We start from the raw sequence: 16,367 nt of genomic DNA, 5'->3' as shown, positions 1-16,367 counted from the left end.
TATGTCGACAACCCCGCGCCCTATGGTGACAGATATTTTTATTGAAGGCGCCCGTAAAGGCTGGACCGTCGCCACGACCAGTACATTACCAAATGTGGTAATGGCGTTTATTCTTATAAAAGCACTGGAAATTACCGGAACCTTGTCTCTGATAGGCAAAGTGTTCGCGCCTGTAATGGGGGTGTTCGGTTTGCCTGGTGAAGCCGCTGCGGTTCTGATTGGCGCCTGGATGTCAATGGGAGGTGCTATTGGTGTGGTTATCGGCCTGTTTGAACGCGAAATACTGGCCGGTGAGCATATTGCGATTCTGGTGCCCGCCATCTATCTGATGGGTTCGCAGGTACAGTATCTCGGCCGTATTCTTGGGGTAATTGGTACCCGCGCGGCGCGCATACCGCTGATGATTGGCATCTCATTGCTTAACGCCTTCCTCGCTATGTGGCTAATGCGCATCATTCTCTGACGATAAGGATACTGAATATGGATATGAACCATTACACCCGTCTGCTCAGCCAGCTGGTCAATATTGATTGTGGTACCCAGACGCCGCAAGGTGTCGCCACGGTAGCATCACGGCTTTGTGCCTTGTGGCAGGAAGCTGGCTGGTTTACCCGCACAGTAGAACTGGACGATGCCTGTGGGCCAGGTTTGCTGGTCACTAACCGCCATGAAGCGGCACATTATGATGTACTGCTCATCGGCCATATGGATACCGTTTTTCCTCCAGGGACTGTAGCACAGCGCCCAATGAGCGAAGACGAAACCCGGATATATGGCCCGGGCGTGTCAGACATGAAAGCCGGTTTACTGAATATTTTCTTCGCCCTGAATAACCTGACCAAAACAGACAATGAGCGGTTGTCGATTGCGGTTGCCATGAACCCGGATGAAGAAGTCGGTTCTCCCTGGTCTCAGCAATGGCTGAGCGAACTGGCTAGCCGTGCCCGTGTTGTACTGGTTTGCGAAGCGGCCCGTGCCGATGGTTCACTGGTTAAAGCACGTAAAGGCGTGGCAACCTGGGAAATACACTTTAGTGGGGTCGCAGCCCATGCGGGTAATGAGCCGGAAAAAGGGCGCAGTGCGATTACCGCCCTGGCACATACAGTACTGGCCGTTAACCAGCTTGCCAGTCCGGATGCGGGGACAACAGTGAATGTGGGGATTATCAGCGGAGGGGATGCGCCAAATATTGTCGCGGCCCACGCTTCTGCCACAGTCGATATCCGTTTCTGGGAAAACAGTGATTACGAAAGGGTAAAAGAGGCTCTGTTCACATTGTGCAGCAAACCGGGGTACAACGGAGTGGCGCTGTCTGCTCACTGTCTTGCCCATAAACCTGCCATGACGCCAGGCAAAGCGACCGGGGCGCTAATGCATCATATTGAACAGGCTGGTGAGCGTTGTGGCGTGCCCATAACCTGGCAAGCGGTTGGCGGAGGAAGTGATGCGAATTTAACCGCGGCATTAGGGATCCCTACCGTGGATGGACTGGGGCCTGTTGGAGGTGGTTTCCATTCACCTGATGAATACCTGGAAAAGGCGTCTGTCGCACCGAGAATCGCGCTCTTAGGCGAAATTATCAGCAGATTACCTTGCAGTGAGGATATAGTAGAAAACACTAATAATTAATTAATCTTATCTATAAGTGCTATTTTTAACTAAAAATAGTCATAATGAAAAAGTATTAGTCTACTACCAGTTTAAGTAGCCCCCGATGACAAGCCGATTAAATCGGTTACAATGTCGGCGAATAACATAAAAATTAATCCGTGAAAATTGCCCGGCCAGTGGCCGGGATTTTTTTCTTGCCTGCTACAGATACCTGCAAATGGCAAAGAACAGGGAAGTAAAACAACCCGCAATACTTTGCCTGAATTGCGTGTTCAGCCATGGCGCAGGTATAACCGGGGTACGTGCAGTATCACCGCCCCACTCCCCGGCTATACATCAGGTTAAAACGATTCCCAGTCCCCAGCGGTACTGACTTCTGTCCGGCTGGTTTTCTTCACCGGCGAACTGAGTGCTGCTTTCGGTGCAGAATGGCCCAGGTTTGCCTGACGCCCAATGTTGTCGCGCTGATCCGTGGACAGGCGGAATTTCGCCACAGAACGCTGCAGGCCTTCCGTCTGGCGTTCCAGTTCTGCTGCTGCAGTGGCAATTTCCTGAACCAGTGAGGAGTTTTGCTGGGTCACACTATCCATCTGGGTAATCGCAATCCCCACCTGAGACACACCTTTACTCTGCTCTTCAGAAGCACTGGCTATCTGCTTCATTATTTCGGTCACATTGGAGACAGCTTTAACAATATCCCCCATGGTGCTACCTGCTTCATCCACCTGGCGGGAACCGTTATCCACCCGTTGTACTGAGTCGCTGATAAGCGCTTCAATCTCTTTTGCTGCCCCGGCGCTACGCTGGGCCAGGTTACGAACCTCACTGGCCACCACGGCAAAACCACGCCCCTGCTCACCAGCACGAGCGGCTTCAACTGCTGCGTTCAGTGCCAGAATGTTGGTCTGGAAAGCGATACTGTTAATCACATTGGTAATTTCAGCAATTTTCTTCGAACTCTCGGAAATCCCCTGCATGGTACTGACCACATCGCCAACCAGGCGACCGCCTTTGCTGGCCGTTTCAGAAGCCTGCTGCGCCAGCGCACTGGCATGATTAGCGTTTTCCGCATTGAGCTGCACAGTAGACGTGATTTGTTCCATACTGGCCGCGGTTTCCACCAGGGCAGCGGCCTGCTGCTCAGTGCGCGAAGAGAGGTCGTTGTTACCGGACGCAATTTCCGTCGCCCCCTGCCAGATATTCTCGGTACCAGAGCGAATTGCGCTGACCGCAGTCCGCAGGCTGTCCTGCATTGCCCTGAGTAATGGCACCAGTTTCCCGACACAGTTACGCCCTTCATCCACCAATGGCTGGCTCAAATCCCCTTCCGCTATGACACGGAAATGCTCGCGGATCCTGTCCAGCGGTTTTACCAGGAAACGGACTAAATAGCGGTCGGTGAACAGCAACAATGCAAGACCAATCAATACGGCAATAATAATGATGGTTTTAGTCACCGACGTCAGGTGAGCAACTTCTCTGCGCGTCTCATCAAGCTGAGCGCCAGCGGCTTTATTGTAGCTGGTTGCCGCTGCGCCAAAGGCACGGCTTAACGCAGGCGTCACATTGTGCGCATGATTGCGGTATTGATCCGCAGTACCAGAGCGCGCCAGCTCCATTTGTGGTGTAACGCCTTCTTCATACAACTTTTGCCATGCGTTGATAACCTTGTCGGAGGTCTCTTTATCCATAGGGCCTGGCGAGCCTTGTTTAAAAACAGCCAGTTGATGCGCCATATTGTCCAGCGCTTCTTTGACTGGCCCAAAGTCTGCCTCAGTCGGCATTTTGCCATCCGCTTTGTTTTCCATTAAGCGGGTCAGGCGGGTTATAAAACGGAAGTATTGATCATTACCACGGCTCAGCGCATTCATCTGATCCGCCAGTAACTGACCTTTGGTATTTCCTGCGGTCTGCTGGTCAAGGGAGTAGACACTGTAGGCACCGACACCACACCACAGCAGGCAAAACAAGCCCAGCACTGACAGCATGACCGAACGAATTGTAAAATTTTTAAGGAAGCCCATATCTGCACCTTGTAACTGGTTATTATTTAATCGCAGTTCGAAACATCTGAAGGGGTTATCGGCACCCGGTGCAGAACATGTAACTTATTTTTTTATTGTCACGATGTAATTTGATGGCCGCTCACAAATTACCGCTAAAACATTGGGGAAATCAGGTCAGCCGGTGTTGTTTATCCGGATACATTTTCGCCGGGCAGTGGCTGTCTCCTGCCATCTGGCATAGCTCAATTTCAATCGTATTGCATATTGCGTCCAGAGCGAGATCGTTCGCTTCTGTTCCGAAGGGCTCTTCCAGCTCTTCCGCCAAAGTATCCAGCGAGATAAAAGTATAAGAAATAAAGACAGAAACCAGCGGAGTAAAGACGTGGATCTGGTTTATCAGCGCAAAAGGTAACAATGTACAAAAAGCATAGACTGTGCGGTGCAAAATCAGTGAGTAGGCAAACGGCACTGGTGTATTGGCGATACGCTCACAACCACCCAAAATACCAGAGAGTTGATTCAGGTGTGCATTAAGGTTCTGGTAGAGAATATCGGAAATCCGCCCACTACGGCGCGCCTCAGCCACCTTTTCCCCCATGATTAACAATAACCGGTTACAGGGGGTTTGCTGGGTATTCACGAAAGTGGCTACGGGCAGTTCAATAAACCGTTGTAACACTGCGGCTACCGGTTTATGGCGCAACTGGTAATTAAGGCAGTAGCAAAATGCCAGCAGGTCGTTTTTCAGGCTTTGCTGATAGTGAGCATCGTTGGGAAATAAGGTTATAACTTCACGCATTAATGAACGGCAATTAATTAGCAGGCTGCCCCACAATTGGCGCGCCTCACAATAACGCGCCCATGACGCACTGTTACGGAACCCAAGGAAAATCGCAATCGCAATACCCAACAGGCTGAAGGGCGCAAGGGTTATTTTAACATGCAGGCTTTCATACCAGCTATATACCCCAAGCAATATCAAGGATAACAGCAAATTCAATAATAACCGTGAGTATATTTTAGACATCACGGAACCGTGCCACGCAAATAACCGCGTGAACCAGTGTTGAGCCGGGCGAACAATCATAATAGTCAGTCTGTGTCAGTCATAACGCGTAGTGCGCTTATTGTATGCAGGCCGGGTAACGCTAGCACAAGGGCACGTTCAACTCTAGCCAAAAAGCTAAACGACTTATGTCAGCCAGCCGCATTAAAAGAGGAAATCATGAGTAGAATAAAGGGGATTATTTGAGTGTTTTTTCCCTGCCAGCCAGCCTGCAACATAATAACCAGCGGCAAGGCCAATACAGCAGATAACAGACCATAAATGGGTAAAAAACCTTTTTTTTAACTACCACTGTTAGCTTTACGACAATTTCTCAGCGTAATTACAGGGTTTTAACCACAGAAACAGAAACATATAACCAACAGGCTGGCAACATCCCCAATACTTCCCGCCACAAAAATAATCCCCTTATTTTTAAACCGGAATAGCCTTATTGACTATGCGTCACTCCACGATACAGAGAAGAAAAAAAAGCCTGCTAAATAGCAGGCCTGAAACCGATGACACCCTCACTTAAACAGCGGAATACCATTGGTAAGTACAAGGGAATACCCAAACAATTAATTCATTGATATACGATACATCGCTACAGTAACAACCGGTTAGTGGTTAACCGATAATGCATCGTAACCTTTCCAGCGGTAATTCAGCATTGATACTATCCAGCAGAAAATAAATAAGCCGACCACCACAAACCCGGCATTACCTAAATTATCATTGAGTAAACTCACGATATTCCAGAAGCCACCCTGTAAATCCAGTTTTTCCATAACCAGGCCAAGCGCTTCCATACCACCAATAAACAGCGCAACGACCACAGAAGTTCCGGTAATGGTCATATTGTAATAAAGCTTGCGTTGGGGTTTGTTAAACGCCCAACCATATGCGCCAACCATCACAAAATTATCCAGCGTATCAATCAACGCCATTCCACTGGCAAATAACGCCGGGAAGACCAGTATTGACCAAATCGAAATGCCGTTGGAAGCTGACGCCGCCGAAATACCCAGTACACCAATTTCCGTTGCGGTATCAAAGCCCAGGCCAAACAAGAAGCCAACAAGATACATCTGCCAGCTATGGGAAATTAACCGAAATGTCCGCTTAAACAACCAGCTCATGATGCCGCCGCCAATGGCATCTTCCATAACATTGTTTGCCGGCTCGCCACGTTTCAGGCGGCTAAATGCGTGCCATACTCCACGCAAAATCACCAGATTCACCAGTGCCATAGCCAGTAAGAACACGGCAGAAACCGTTGTGCCTATTACACTACCGGTTTCATGAAACCAGTCCATTTTATGCTGAAAAGCCGCCGCTGTGGCTGCAATGGCAATCGTGGCAAGAATCACAATGCTGGAGTGCCCCAGCGAAAACCAGGCACCCACACCCAGTGGACGTTTCCCTTGCTGCATCATCTTGCGGGTAACATTGTCGATAGCGGCAATATGGTCAGCATCCACGGCATGGCGTAAACCATAGCACCAGGCCAGCAAACTGGCAGCCATCAGCGCCGGGCTGTGGCTGAAAGAGATAAACGCCCAGCCCCACGCGCCAAGGTTAGCTAATAACAAAGCACTGACCAGTGACACGGCGCGCCCATCCAGATGAGACATTTTCAACAACATAACAGGTTCCTTGGTTATCCCTGCAACCGGGCAGCCGCGACCAGCGCCTGCCCCCATGAAAGTGCGCCGTCTCCTGCCGGAAGAGCATGGGGAAACAACACATGATAATCGCCAAGCCAGTGCTGAAGGCGCTGGCGAAAAAGCCGATTGTGAAAAACACCGCCTGCGCAGACCACGGTAGTAATACCCTGTGTCCGGGCATGCTGACTGGCCAGTTGAGCGAACCCCCGAGCCAGCGCATCATGAAACACCCAGGCTTTTTCTGGCACCGTTGCATTCAGCGCCAGAAAAGCGGGCCAGAAAACAGCCAGGTCCAGCATGTTATTCTTCACGGGTAAGGGAATGGTGTGGCGCAAGCCTGAGCACTGCAAAGCCAGCGCCTCAAGGCTACAGGCCGCTTCCCCCTCCCAGGTTTGCTGGTCTGCCACACAACCCAGTGCTGCGGCTACTGCATCAAATAACCGCCCGGCAGAAGACGCCAGCGGTGCATTAACTCCCCGGACAATGGCTTTCTCCAGCACAGCCCAGGGGTGCGCCAGCAAACTGGCGCAGTACGGGTTGCTCTGCCAGCCTGGCACAAAAGCCAGACATTGCGCCAAAAAATTACGCCAGGGCTGGCGTGCGGCCAGGTCTGCGCCGGGTAAAGCAACAGGGGGCAACCCACCCAGGTGGCGGCACTGGCGGTAGTCCACCAGCAAACACTCCCCACCCCACAACGCGCCATCACTGCCCATGCCAATACCGTCCAGGCTGAGCCCTATCACAGGTTTGGTGGACCGTGGTAAACCATGCTCGCCCATACACGCGGCCAGGTGCGCGTGGTGATGCAATACCGTTTGTACCGGTAACCCCATGTCACGGGCAATACTGTAAGTCCGGTAACCCGTATGCGCATCGGCCACGATATGCCGGGGAGTAAAACCATAGACTTCGCACATCACATGCCAGGCCTGCCACCACTGTTCCTCCACCTGAGGGTCGTGCAGATCCCCCAGGTGCTGGCTGAGAACAGCCTGGTGACCACGCGCCAGGCAGAAGGTATTTTTAAGGTCGCCCCCCAGGCTCGCCAGCGGTTCCACTGACGCAAATCCAGGTGGTAGCAGTAAGGCATCGGGGACAAAGCCTCTGGCCCGGCGCAGCATTGCACCATCGGCAGCCAGTACTGAATCATCCATGCGTTGCAGAATGTCGCGGCTATGCAGCAGGAAACCATCAGCGATACCCGCCAGGTCGCTACAGGCGTCTTCATTACTCAACACGGGAGGCTTGCCGCTCAGGTTGCCAGATGTCATCACCAGTGGGCGGTTCACGCCCTGCATCAATAAATGCTGAATAGGGTTGGCTGGCACCATCACCCCCACTTCGTTCAACCCCGGCGCGATGGCGGAACACAGATTATTAACCTGCGTTTTATCCACCAGCACAACGGGTGCTGCCGGTGTTAACAACAGTTTCTGCGTGCTGGCGCTCAGTGATGCGGCATCTGGCAGCATCACCGCCAGCGGTTTGCCTGGGCGCTGTTTGCGCTGGCGCAGGCGCATCACCGCCTGCAGGCTGGTAGCGTCACAGGCCAGGTGAAATCCGCCCAGGCCTTTAACCGCCACAATCTCTCCACGCAACAAACAGGCGATAGCCTGCTGTAGTGCCGCTTCCCCTGCCAGTGCGGGTTCCCCACTATGCTGCCAGGAAAGTTGCGGGCCACATTCCGGGCAGGCGACAGGCTGGGCGTGGAAACGCCGGTCAGCCGGGTTCTGATACTCGCGCTCACACAGGGTGCAGAGCGGAAAAGCGGCCATTACAGTATTTGGCCGGTCATAAGGCATCGCACGGATAATCGTGAGGCGCGGGCCACAGTGTGTACAGTTGATAAAAGGATAGCGATAACGGCGTTCAAGCGGGTCATTCATTTCAGCGAGGCAGGCCGGGCAAGTTGCCGCATCCGGGGCTATTTGCGTCACCATTGCGCCTTGTGTTGCGCTCTGGCGAATGGTAAACCCCTGCGGCTCTGCAACCCAATGAAAGGGAGACGGCTCAATGCTGTCAATCCGCGCCAGCGGAGGGCAGTGTTGATGTAAACCGTCAACAAATGCCTGGCTGTTGCCATACAGGCGCACCAGCACGCCAGCGCTGTCATTGCAGACATCGCCAGCCAGATTCAAACGTTGCGCCAGTTGCCAGACAAAGGGACGAAACCCCACACCCTGAACTTTGCCGCGAATGCGTAAGCAAATACCGTTATCGTTCATCTTTTTATCATGCGCTGCGAGCCAGGCCCGCAGCGCATTTCCAGCCTTATGCGATAGCTTCGCGCAGGCGTGCTTTCATATCGTTGTAAGTGGTTTGTGCATAATTCTCTGCCCAGCGCTGGTCTTCAATCGCCGTCACGTTAACCGCACAATATTTGGTTTCCGGTGTTTTGGAGATGGGATCCAGATTGTCCTGAGTCAGTTCGTTACATGCGCCAATCCACCACTGGTAGGTCATGTACACGGCACCCGTATTGATACGTTCGTTGATATTGGCACGGCTGATAACTTTCCCGCGGCGGGAAGCCACCCAGACCAGTTGCTGGTCTTTCACACCAAGGCGTTGCGCATCTTCCGGGTTAATCTGGACAAAGCCCGGTTCATCCGCCAGCGTTTGTAGTGCAGCACAGTTACCGGTCATAGAACGGCAAGAGTAGTGGCCCACTTCACGCACCGTACACAAAACCAGCGGGTAGTCGTTATCCGGCACTTCAGCCGGTGCACGCCACTGTGCAGCAAACAACTTGCCTTTGCCGGTATCGGTATCGAACTTGTTATCTTTGTACAGATACTGGGTCCCTGGGTGGTCAAGGGTTGGGCAAGGCCACTGAACGTGCCCCATATCCCCCATTTTTTCGTAGGTCGCGCCATAGAACAGCGGGCACAACTCACGCAACTCATCCCAAATTTCCTGGTTATTTTCGTAGTGCATCGGGTAGCCCATTGCTGTCGCAAGCAGGCTGATAATTTCCCAGTCACGTTTTACGTTGTACTGCGGCTCAATGGCTTTTTCGAAACGCTGGAAACCACGGTCTGCACAAGTGAAGACACCACCATGCTCACCCCATGACGTCGCAGGCAGCAGCACATCCGCCACTTCTGCGGTTTTGGTCATGAAGATATCCTGCACAACAACAAAATCGAGCGCTTCGAACCCTTTACGCACCAGACCCAGGTCGGCTTCGGTTTGCAGCGGGTCTTCGCCCATGATGTAGTAGGCTTTGATTTTCCCTTCCAGCGCCAGGTGTGGCACTTCAGTAATGCGGGTACCCACTTTGTCATCCATGATTGCCGGGTCAATGTTCCAGGCTTTGGCAAACTTGGCACGCACATCGGCGTCGGTAACATTCTGGTAGCCAGGGAACTGGTTAGGCAGAACCCCCATATCACAGGCGCCCTGTACGTTGTTCTGACCACGAACCGGGCCAACCCCAACATTTTCACGTCCCAGGTTGCCGGTCAGCAAAGCAAGGCTTGCGAGGCCTTTCACCACGTCAACAGCCTGGCCAAACTGAGTAACCCCCATCCCCCACATGATGGTGGCGGAAGGTGCTGCAGCATAGGTACGCATCGCCTGGCGGATTTGTTGCGCGCTCACCCCGGTCAGGTGTTCTACGGCTTCCGGTGCGTAGTCTTTTACCACTTCACGGTAAGCATCCAGACCTTCGGTATATTTCGCAACGTATTCTTTGTCGTAGAGATTTTCTTCCAGCAGAACGTAGGCGAAGGCATTGACCAGCGCCATGTTACAACCGTTTTTAATTTGCAAATGCTGGTCAGCAATACGGGCGGTTTCAATGCGACGCGGATCGCAAACAATGATTTTGGCACCATTTTCTTTGGCTTTAATCACCCGGCGCGCCACGATGGGGTGTGAATCCGCACAGTTGTAGCCAATAACCAACAGGCAACGGGAATTTTCAATGTCACCAATGGAGTTACTCATTGCCCCATTACCTAATGTTGCCTGTAAACCGGCAACCGACGGGCCATGGCACACACGCGCACAGCAATCGACGTTATTGGTATTGAGCACTGCACGGGCAAACTTCTGCATCACAAAGTTAGTTTCGTTACCCGTACCGCGAGAAGAACCGGTAGTCATGATAGACCGTGGGCCATATTTGGCTTTGATATCGCTTAAACGCTTTGCGGTATAGCTAATCGCTTCTTCCCAGGAAACAGGCTGAAGCTTGCCGCCTTTTTCATAGCGAATCATCGGCTGCTGGAGGCGTGGCGTCAGCAATTTGGTATCGTTCAGGAAGTCCCAGCCATAGTAACCTTTAAGGCATAATTCGCTCTGGTTGGTTTTCCCGTCTGCGGCTTCGGCACGGATAATTTTGTTGTTTTCAACGACAAGTTTCAGTTTGCAGCCTGCTCCGCAATAGGGGCAAACACTGGTAATTTTTTTCATCTATAACAGACCTGTTAAAAGTTGAAAGTCACTGAGGTTAAAACATCAGCGAGGTGGAGGTATCCAGAGCAGCACGGCGGCGTTTTTCCGCACTCATTGACTCCAGCTTATTTCTGTCGACACAAACAATTGCGTTGGTCGGGCAGGCTTCAACACAGGCAGGGCCATTTTCACGGTGAAAACACAGGTCACATTTGTGCGCTTCTGCTTTTTCAGCCTGAATATTCAACCCGGCACCGCTGTTACGCACCACCGGTTTCACAACGACATCCATCGCGCCATATGGGCAGGCAACAACACAGGTTTTACAACCAATGCAGCGTTCTTGCATGACATGAACAAAACCTTTATCGCGGCTGATGGCGCCGTTCGGGCAAACATTGGCACAGGGAGCATCTTCACACTGTCGGCACATGGTTGCCGTCGAGATATTGACGCCTTTAATAACGTGAATGCGTGGTTGAAAAGTCTGTGGCGTCAGCGCAGCGCAATCCTGGTTTTCCTGGTGAGATACCACACATGCCACTTCACATGTGCGACACCCGATACATTTGCTCGCATCAGCAAGGATGAAACGGTTCATCTACTTCTCCAGCAGTAATAGTGGTTTCCGCGCTTATTAAGCACGTTTCATGCCAATTATTAACCAACTGTTATTTAACACTTTTATTTTTTATTCTTGCCAAAAAAAATGTCATCGACATAAGTGACGATGACATTTGACAACATGATGACAGCGAAAAATCAGCAGTCTGGCTCCAGTAAAGCAAAGCCGCCCTGCCCTTCCCAACTGGCAAGCCGGGCATAGACGTGTTCCACGGCAGCAATCACCGGTGCGGTCATGGGGTAATAAAAGCCCACGATATCGGGCTGAATCCCGAGAAAAATCACCTCGCCCACATCCTCTTTGATTTGGTCAACCAAATAGTTCAGTGGCATGTTATGGGTGGTCATCATGAACATTTCAGCAATATCATCCGGGTTGATAACCCGGATTTCCCCGGGGTTGAGCCCCATTTCGGTGGCATCGACCAGCAGCAGGCGGTCTGGCCGTAATTCCCGAATCGCCACGACGTCATTTTCCGGGGCGCTACCGCCATCTATCAGCACCCAGTTACCCTGAGGCGCCGACCGAAAGCGTTCGGCCAGTAACGGACCGGCGCCGTCATCGCCCATCATGCTGTTGCCAACACATAACAGAACATCAGTCATGTTGCCTCCTGACCATCAGGTACACTGCCGGCTCCTGGTGAATAGCCTGCAACATGGACAGCATTTGCTCACTCCAGCTTTGTTGCTCTGCCGTTTGCTGACTGCGGGCGTTATCAAACGCGTAAGCCAGCATATCGACATGAGTACTGTCGATAACGATTTCACCATAACGCGGCACACCTTCCATTTTACGCCGCGCCTGGCTGCCCGCTTCGAGTGTTGCCACCCATGCCTGGTAAGCCGGATAAGGACACGTTAACGCGGCCTTCAGGCAGTCAATCACCCCCAGATGATGGCCAATCGCCAGGCTGTAATACACCACTTGTTGGGCATCTGCGGGCGTATTGTCGTTTTCATCGACAAATTTGCGGCTCAACTGGCTGAACACCACGGTTTCACTCATCAGACACGCTCCCCAGCCACCAGATTTTGCAGATTGCCGACAATTTCACTCAGGCGCGGATCATTTTCGCTCGACAACCAGCTCCCCACTTTCTCTTCACCCTGCGCCAGCATACGCAGATAATCATTGGCAATCTGGCGGCCATAGCGGTAACCCGCCAGGCGGCGTGCTTCACGCTCAACACGCACACGCAATGGCTGGACCATATCCGGGTGTAATAACTGAGCAGGCTGGTTATCCACTTCGCCCGGCAAACGGGCATGGATTTTCTGCTCAAGCAGCCCCAACGCCATGGCAAAACCATACAGTGTGGCTGCCGGTGTCGGCGGGCACCCCGGAATGTAAACATCCACTGGCACGATTTTGTCGGTACCGCCCCAGACGCAATACAGGTCATGAAAAATGCCGCCGCTGTTCCCACAGGCCCCGTAAGAAATACAAATTTTCGGATCCGGGGCTGATTCCCAGGCACGCAACGCCGGTGAGCGCATCGCGCGGGTGACCGCGCCAGTGAATAACAGGATGTCGGCATGGCGTGGAGATGGCACGACTTTGATGCCGAAGCGTTCAGCGTCAAACAGGGGAGAAAGCGTGGCGAAGATTTCAATTTCACAGCCGTTGCAACCACCACAGTCCACCCGGTAAACATAGGCGGAACGTTTAATCTTTTTCAGCAATGACGCTTTCATCTGCGCAATGGATTCATCCACTGTCATGGGGACCGGGATCCCGTTGGCGTCGCGTGGCCCTAACAGGTTGCTCATCAGCTGGCCTCCTTCATCTGGCGACTGAAATCAATTTTGTCTGACGGCGCAAGGCACTGCTGACGCTTGCAGTCCGGGCAGGTTTCAAAACTTTCCCGGCGGGATTCGGCGCGCGGGTCACCCTCGTGGGCTAACAGAGCAATGGCGTAATCAATCTCTTTTTGTACCGCAAAAGGCTTGCCGCATTCCCGGCAATGGCACAGGTCAAAACGCGCCTGCTGGAGGAAATCCTCTTTACGCCATACAGCAAGTTCGTACTCCTGGGAGAGCTTAATCGCCGCAGTTGGGCAAACTTCTTCGCACCGGCCACAAAAAATGCAACGCCCAAGGTTAAACTGCCAGGCTTGCTGGTCAGTTGCCAGGTCTGTTTCCACGCTCAGTGCGTTAGACGGGCAGGCATTAACGCAGGCTGCGCAACCAATGCATTGCTGAGGGTTATGTTGCGGCTTACCCCGGAAATTTTTATCAACCTCAATCGGGCTGAGCGGGTAGCTTTGCGTCGCCACCCCGGTTTTCAACGCTTTTTTGATAAACGTAAACATCATTACTCCTCTGCGCCCACCAGACGCGGGCGCCAAAGACGTTATTTCAGTGGCGAGTTTTTGCGTTCAATGCTGTAACGTTCGAGCTCTTTATAAGGCACAACTTTGCTTTTACGTTTACGCACATCCACTACCGTCATACGGTCCGTGCAGGAGTAGCACGGGTCAAGGCTGCCGATAATCAACGGTGCGTCAGACACGGTATTACCGCGCAACATATAACGCAGAGTTGGCCAGTTGGCATAAGTTGCGGCACGGCAGCGCCAGCGATACAGCTTCTGGTTGTCGCCAGTCATACTCCAGTGGATATCATCGCCACGCGGCGCTTCTGCAAAACCTAAAGCGAAGCGGTGGGGAATGTATGTGAAGCCTTCCACCATCAGCGGGCCGCCTGGCAGGTTATCCAGACCGAAATCAATCATATTCAGTGCGGTAAATACTTCGTTAATTCGCACTTTGAGGCGGGAAATGACATCGCAGCCCTGTTCACTGTGGACTTCCATCGGCAGTAATCCGTAACCGACAAACGGGTGATCGGCACGGGTATCGCGGGCATGCCCGCTGGCGCGCACCATTGGGCCCACGTTACTGAAGTCACGGGCTATTTGCGGGTCAAGGCGGCCAATTCCCACAGTACGCTGTTCAATATTTGGCGTACTGAGCAGAATATCGACCAGATCCTGCACGTCACGGCGCATCTGCTGAGCCAGCTTACGTGTCTGAATCATGTCATCTTTGAGCATGTCGCGGCGAATACCGCCAATCAGGTTCAGCCCATAGGTTTTGCGCGCACCGGTCAGGATTTCAGCCATTTTCATAGACTGCTCACGTACCCGGAAGAACTGCATAAAGCCGGAGTCAAACCCGACAAAGTGGCAGGCCAGCCCGAGGTTGAGCAGGTGGCTGTGCAGGCGTTCCACTTCCAGCAGAATCGCGCGAATCATCTGCGCCCTTTCTGGTACCTGAATCCCCATAGCATTTTCCACAGAGGTGGTGTAGGCCGTGCTGTGTGCAAAACCGCAAATACCGCACACCCGGTCAGACAGGAATGTCACTTCGTTGTAACCCATGCGGGTTTCAGCCAGTTTTTCCATACCACGGTGGACATAGAACAACCGGTAGTCGGCATCAATGATGTTCTCGCCATCAACAAACAAGCGGAAATGCCCCGGTTCATCAGAGGTGACATGCAATGGGCCAATCGGCACCACATTGTTTTTCTTGTCACCCAGTTCATTAATGAACGGGTAAGTTTCCTGATCAGTGGTTGGTGCCGGGCGCTGGCGGTAATCCATGCTGTCTTTGCGCAGTGGGTACAAATCATCCGGCCAGTCATCAGGCAGCACCAGGCGGCGTTCATCGGGTAACCCGACGGGTTGCAGACCATACATGTCGCGCACTTCGCGCTCACCCCACACCGCAGCCGGTACGCGTGGCGTTACCGCCGGGTACTCCAGTTTCACCGGGTCCACTTCAACACGGACTGTAATCCAGCAACGCTCGCCCTGCTCCATCGACAGAACATAGTAAACTGCGTAGTTACCACACAGCTGACGTTCGTCATTACCAAACAGCACTGACAACCATCCACCTTGTTGGTAGTAGAGATGTTCAACCACCTCTGGCAACCGGTCGACCTTAACCGTTAACGTTATCTGGTCTTTGGTCTGCCAGGCAGCTTCCAGGATAACGCCCGGGAAAGCCTGATGTAGCGCAGCAATATACTGCTGGCCGATTTTTTCTTCTGACATGAATACACTCTCTTAAATCACGCCACCAACAAGGAGACGAACGCTAAAAAGGCAAAGCCGAACCCGGCCCAGGTAACCCGGGAGGTGGCAAGAAAACGCAGTCGCGCCATGCTGTTCTCAAACAGAGCAATCACCAGCACGCCAACCACCAGTTTGACCAGCGCGATAACCACCGCCAGCGCCAGACCAGACCAGGAGAACTGCGTCATTTGCCCCCAGGGGATAAACACACCCAGAAACAGTTGCAGCACCACCAGTTGCTTCAGGCTGATTGCCCATTTCATGACGGCAAACCCGGCACCGCTGTATTCCGACAGCGGCCCTTCCTGCAGTTCCTGTTCAGCTTCCGCCAGGTCGAACGGCAGTTTGCCCATCTCAATGAATGTGGCGAAGCCACAGGCAACCAGTGCCAGAACCAATGAAATACTGTGGGAAACAGGCCAGTGCGCAATAATCAATGCGATATTGCCCACATTAGTGGAACCGGCCACTAACGCTGCCACCCACAAACCCAACAGCAACATGGGTTCAACCAGCACCCCGAGCATCGCTTCACGGCTGGCCCCAAGACCGGTAAACGGGCTGCCGGTATCCAGACCTGCGATAGCGAAGAAAAAGCGCACAATGGCAAACAGGTAGAGAAGCGTTATCAGGTCACCCAGTGGTGCAAGGGGAGAAGCCTTTGTCACCACCGGCAACGCGGTGGCAATTGTTAGCAACACCCCACACATCACAAAAGGTGTCAGGCGGAACACCCAGCCAGATGCCGCAGGTGCCACGCTCTGGCGGCCCAGCAGTTTGACTAAATCTCGGTATTCCTGGAGCAGACCCGGCCCACGGCGGTTATGCAGCCGGGCACGGGCAACGCGCGTCACACCAGTAATCAGGGGAGCCAGTGCAAACAGCACCAGCGCCTGAATACAGGCCAGTAACACAGTATTCAT

14 protein-coding genes are annotated in these 16,367 nt (G+C 52.8%); 2 read left to right on the top strand and 12 right to left on the bottom strand.

All coding sequences use genetic code 11. From position 1 onward, the window contains the following. Position 1 precedes the first annotated feature (1 nt). Positions 2 to 463, top strand: a complete 462-nt coding sequence (locus A9B99_RS17045) for a YjiG family protein (RefSeq protein WP_064599564.1) — start codon at positions 2 to 4, stop codon at positions 461 to 463. Between the two features lie 17 nt (positions 464 to 480). Next, positions 481 to 1,629: a M20 family metallopeptidase gene (locus A9B99_RS17040; protein WP_064599562.1), complete on the top strand. Its 1,149-nt coding sequence runs from the start codon at positions 481 to 483 to the stop codon at positions 1,627 to 1,629. A gap of 323 nt (positions 1,630 to 1,952) precedes the next feature. Here the strand turns inward: A9B99_RS17040 and A9B99_RS17035 are convergent, their stop codons facing one another. From A9B99_RS17035 to A9B99_RS16980, 12 genes are all read right to left on the bottom strand, one after another. Next, complete coding sequence (locus A9B99_RS17035) at positions 1,953 to 3,635, bottom strand: methyl-accepting chemotaxis protein (RefSeq protein WP_064599560.1); 1,683 nt, start codon at positions 3,633 to 3,635, stop codon at positions 1,953 to 1,955. Positions 3,636 to 3,786: 151 nt separating this feature from the next. Continuing rightward, positions 3,787 to 4,704, bottom strand: a complete 918-nt coding sequence (locus tag A9B99_RS17030; RefSeq protein WP_064599558.1) for a bestrophin family protein — start codon at positions 4,702 to 4,704, stop codon at positions 3,787 to 3,789. Positions 4,705 to 5,285: 581 nt separating this feature from the next. Further along, on the bottom strand, positions 5,286 to 6,311 hold the full coding sequence (locus A9B99_RS17025; RefSeq protein ID WP_064599772.1) for a HoxN/HupN/NixA family nickel/cobalt transporter: 1,026 nt from the start codon (positions 6,309 to 6,311) through the stop codon (positions 5,286 to 5,288). 14 nt (positions 6,312 to 6,325) lie between these two features. Further along, the gene (gene hypF, locus A9B99_RS17020) at positions 6,326 to 8,557 is read right to left on the bottom strand and encodes a carbamoyltransferase HypF (protein ID WP_064599553.1); all 2,232 of its coding nucleotides are present in this window, start codon (positions 8,555 to 8,557) and stop codon (positions 6,326 to 6,328) included. Positions 8,558 to 8,603: 46 nt separating this feature from the next. After that, positions 8,604 to 10,751: a formate dehydrogenase subunit alpha gene (gene fdhF, locus A9B99_RS17015; RefSeq protein WP_064599551.1), complete on the bottom strand. Its 2,148-nt coding sequence runs from the start codon at positions 10,749 to 10,751 to the stop codon at positions 8,604 to 8,606. Positions 10,752 to 10,788: 37 nt separating this feature from the next. After that, on the bottom strand, positions 10,789 to 11,334 hold the full coding sequence (gene hydN / locus A9B99_RS17010) for an electron transport protein HydN (RefSeq protein WP_064599549.1): 546 nt from the start codon (positions 11,332 to 11,334) through the stop codon (positions 10,789 to 10,791). A 161-nt stretch (positions 11,335 to 11,495) separates the two neighbouring features. After that, positions 11,496 to 11,963 carry a hydrogenase maturation peptidase HycI gene (gene hycI, locus A9B99_RS17005; protein ID WP_064599546.1) on the bottom strand — a complete coding sequence of 156 codons (468 nt, stop codon included), beginning with the start codon at positions 11,961 to 11,963 and terminating at the stop codon, positions 11,496 to 11,498. Then, positions 11,956 to 12,366 carry a formate hydrogenlyase maturation HycH family protein gene (locus A9B99_RS17000; RefSeq protein ID WP_064599544.1) on the bottom strand — a complete coding sequence of 137 codons (411 nt, stop codon included), beginning with the start codon at positions 12,364 to 12,366 and terminating at the stop codon, positions 11,956 to 11,958. Before A9B99_RS17000 ends, hycI begins: the two co-directional genes overlap by 8 nt. Beyond that, positions 12,366 to 13,130, bottom strand: coding sequence for an NADH-quinone oxidoreductase subunit B family protein (locus tag A9B99_RS16995; RefSeq protein WP_064599542.1), 765 nt, complete (start codon positions 13,128 to 13,130; stop codon positions 12,366 to 12,368). The genes A9B99_RS17000 and A9B99_RS16995 overlap by 1 nt, the downstream gene beginning before the upstream one ends. Then, complete coding sequence (locus A9B99_RS16990; RefSeq protein ID WP_036109678.1) at positions 13,130 to 13,672, bottom strand: formate hydrogenlyase complex iron-sulfur subunit; 543 nt, start codon at positions 13,670 to 13,672, stop codon at positions 13,130 to 13,132. The genes A9B99_RS16995 and A9B99_RS16990 overlap by 1 nt, the downstream gene beginning before the upstream one ends. 41 nt (positions 13,673 to 13,713) lie before the next feature. Continuing rightward, entirely contained in the window at positions 13,714 to 15,423 is a 1,710-nt protein-coding gene (locus A9B99_RS16985) for a hydrogenase large subunit (protein WP_064599541.1), read from the bottom strand. Positions 15,424 to 15,440: 17 nt separating this feature from the next. Further along, on the bottom strand, positions 15,441 to 16,367 hold the full coding sequence (locus A9B99_RS16980) for a respiratory chain complex I subunit 1 family protein (protein ID WP_064599540.1): 927 nt from the start codon (positions 16,365 to 16,367) through the stop codon (positions 15,441 to 15,443).

The sequence above is a fragment of the Mangrovibacter phragmitis genome (genome assembly GCF_001655675.1).
In the GTDB taxonomy this organism is placed as follows: domain Bacteria; phylum Pseudomonadota; class Gammaproteobacteria; order Enterobacterales; family Enterobacteriaceae; genus Mangrovibacter; species Mangrovibacter phragmitis.
This window is presented reverse-complemented; position numbering and strand designations above follow the sequence as displayed.

Coding starts and splice junctions, on each gene's coding strand:
- A9B99_RS16980 (WP_064599540.1), bottom strand. CDS start 16,367: ATGAATACTGTGTTACTGGCCTGTATTCAGGCGCTGGTGCTGTTTGCA.
- hydN (WP_064599549.1), bottom strand. CDS start 11,334: ATGAACCGTTTCATCCTTGCTGATGCGAGCAAATGTATCGGGTGTCGC.
- A9B99_RS16985 (WP_064599541.1), bottom strand. CDS start 15,423: ATGTCAGAAGAAAAAATCGGCCAGCAGTATATTGCTGCGCTACATCAG.
- A9B99_RS17030 (WP_064599558.1), bottom strand. CDS start 4,704: ATGATTGTTCGCCCGGCTCAACACTGGTTCACGCGGTTATTTGCGTGG.
- A9B99_RS17045 (WP_064599564.1), top strand. CDS start 2: ATGTCGACAACCCCGCGCCCTATGGTGACAGATATTTTTATTGAAGGC.
- hycI (WP_064599546.1), bottom strand. CDS start 11,963: ATGACTGATGTTCTGTTATGTGTTGGCAACAGCATGATGGGCGATGAC.
- A9B99_RS17040 (WP_064599562.1), top strand. CDS start 481: ATGGATATGAACCATTACACCCGTCTGCTCAGCCAGCTGGTCAATATT.
- fdhF (WP_064599551.1), bottom strand. CDS start 10,751: ATGAAAAAAATTACCAGTGTTTGCCCCTATTGCGGAGCAGGCTGCAAA.
- A9B99_RS16995 (WP_064599542.1), bottom strand. CDS start 13,130: ATGAGCAACCTGTTAGGGCCACGCGACGCCAACGGGATCCCGGTCCCC.
- A9B99_RS16990 (WP_036109678.1), bottom strand. CDS start 13,672: ATGTTTACGTTTATCAAAAAAGCGTTGAAAACCGGGGTGGCGACGCAA.
- A9B99_RS17035 (WP_064599560.1), bottom strand. CDS start 3,635: ATGGGCTTCCTTAAAAATTTTACAATTCGTTCGGTCATGCTGTCAGTG.
- A9B99_RS17025 (WP_064599772.1), bottom strand. CDS start 6,311: ATGTTGTTGAAAATGTCTCATCTGGATGGGCGCGCCGTGTCACTGGTC.
- hypF (WP_064599553.1), bottom strand. CDS start 8,557: ATGAACGATAACGGTATTTGCTTACGCATTCGCGGCAAAGTTCAGGGT.
- A9B99_RS17000 (WP_064599544.1), bottom strand. CDS start 12,366: ATGAGTGAAACCGTGGTGTTCAGCCAGTTGAGCCGCAAATTTGTCGAT.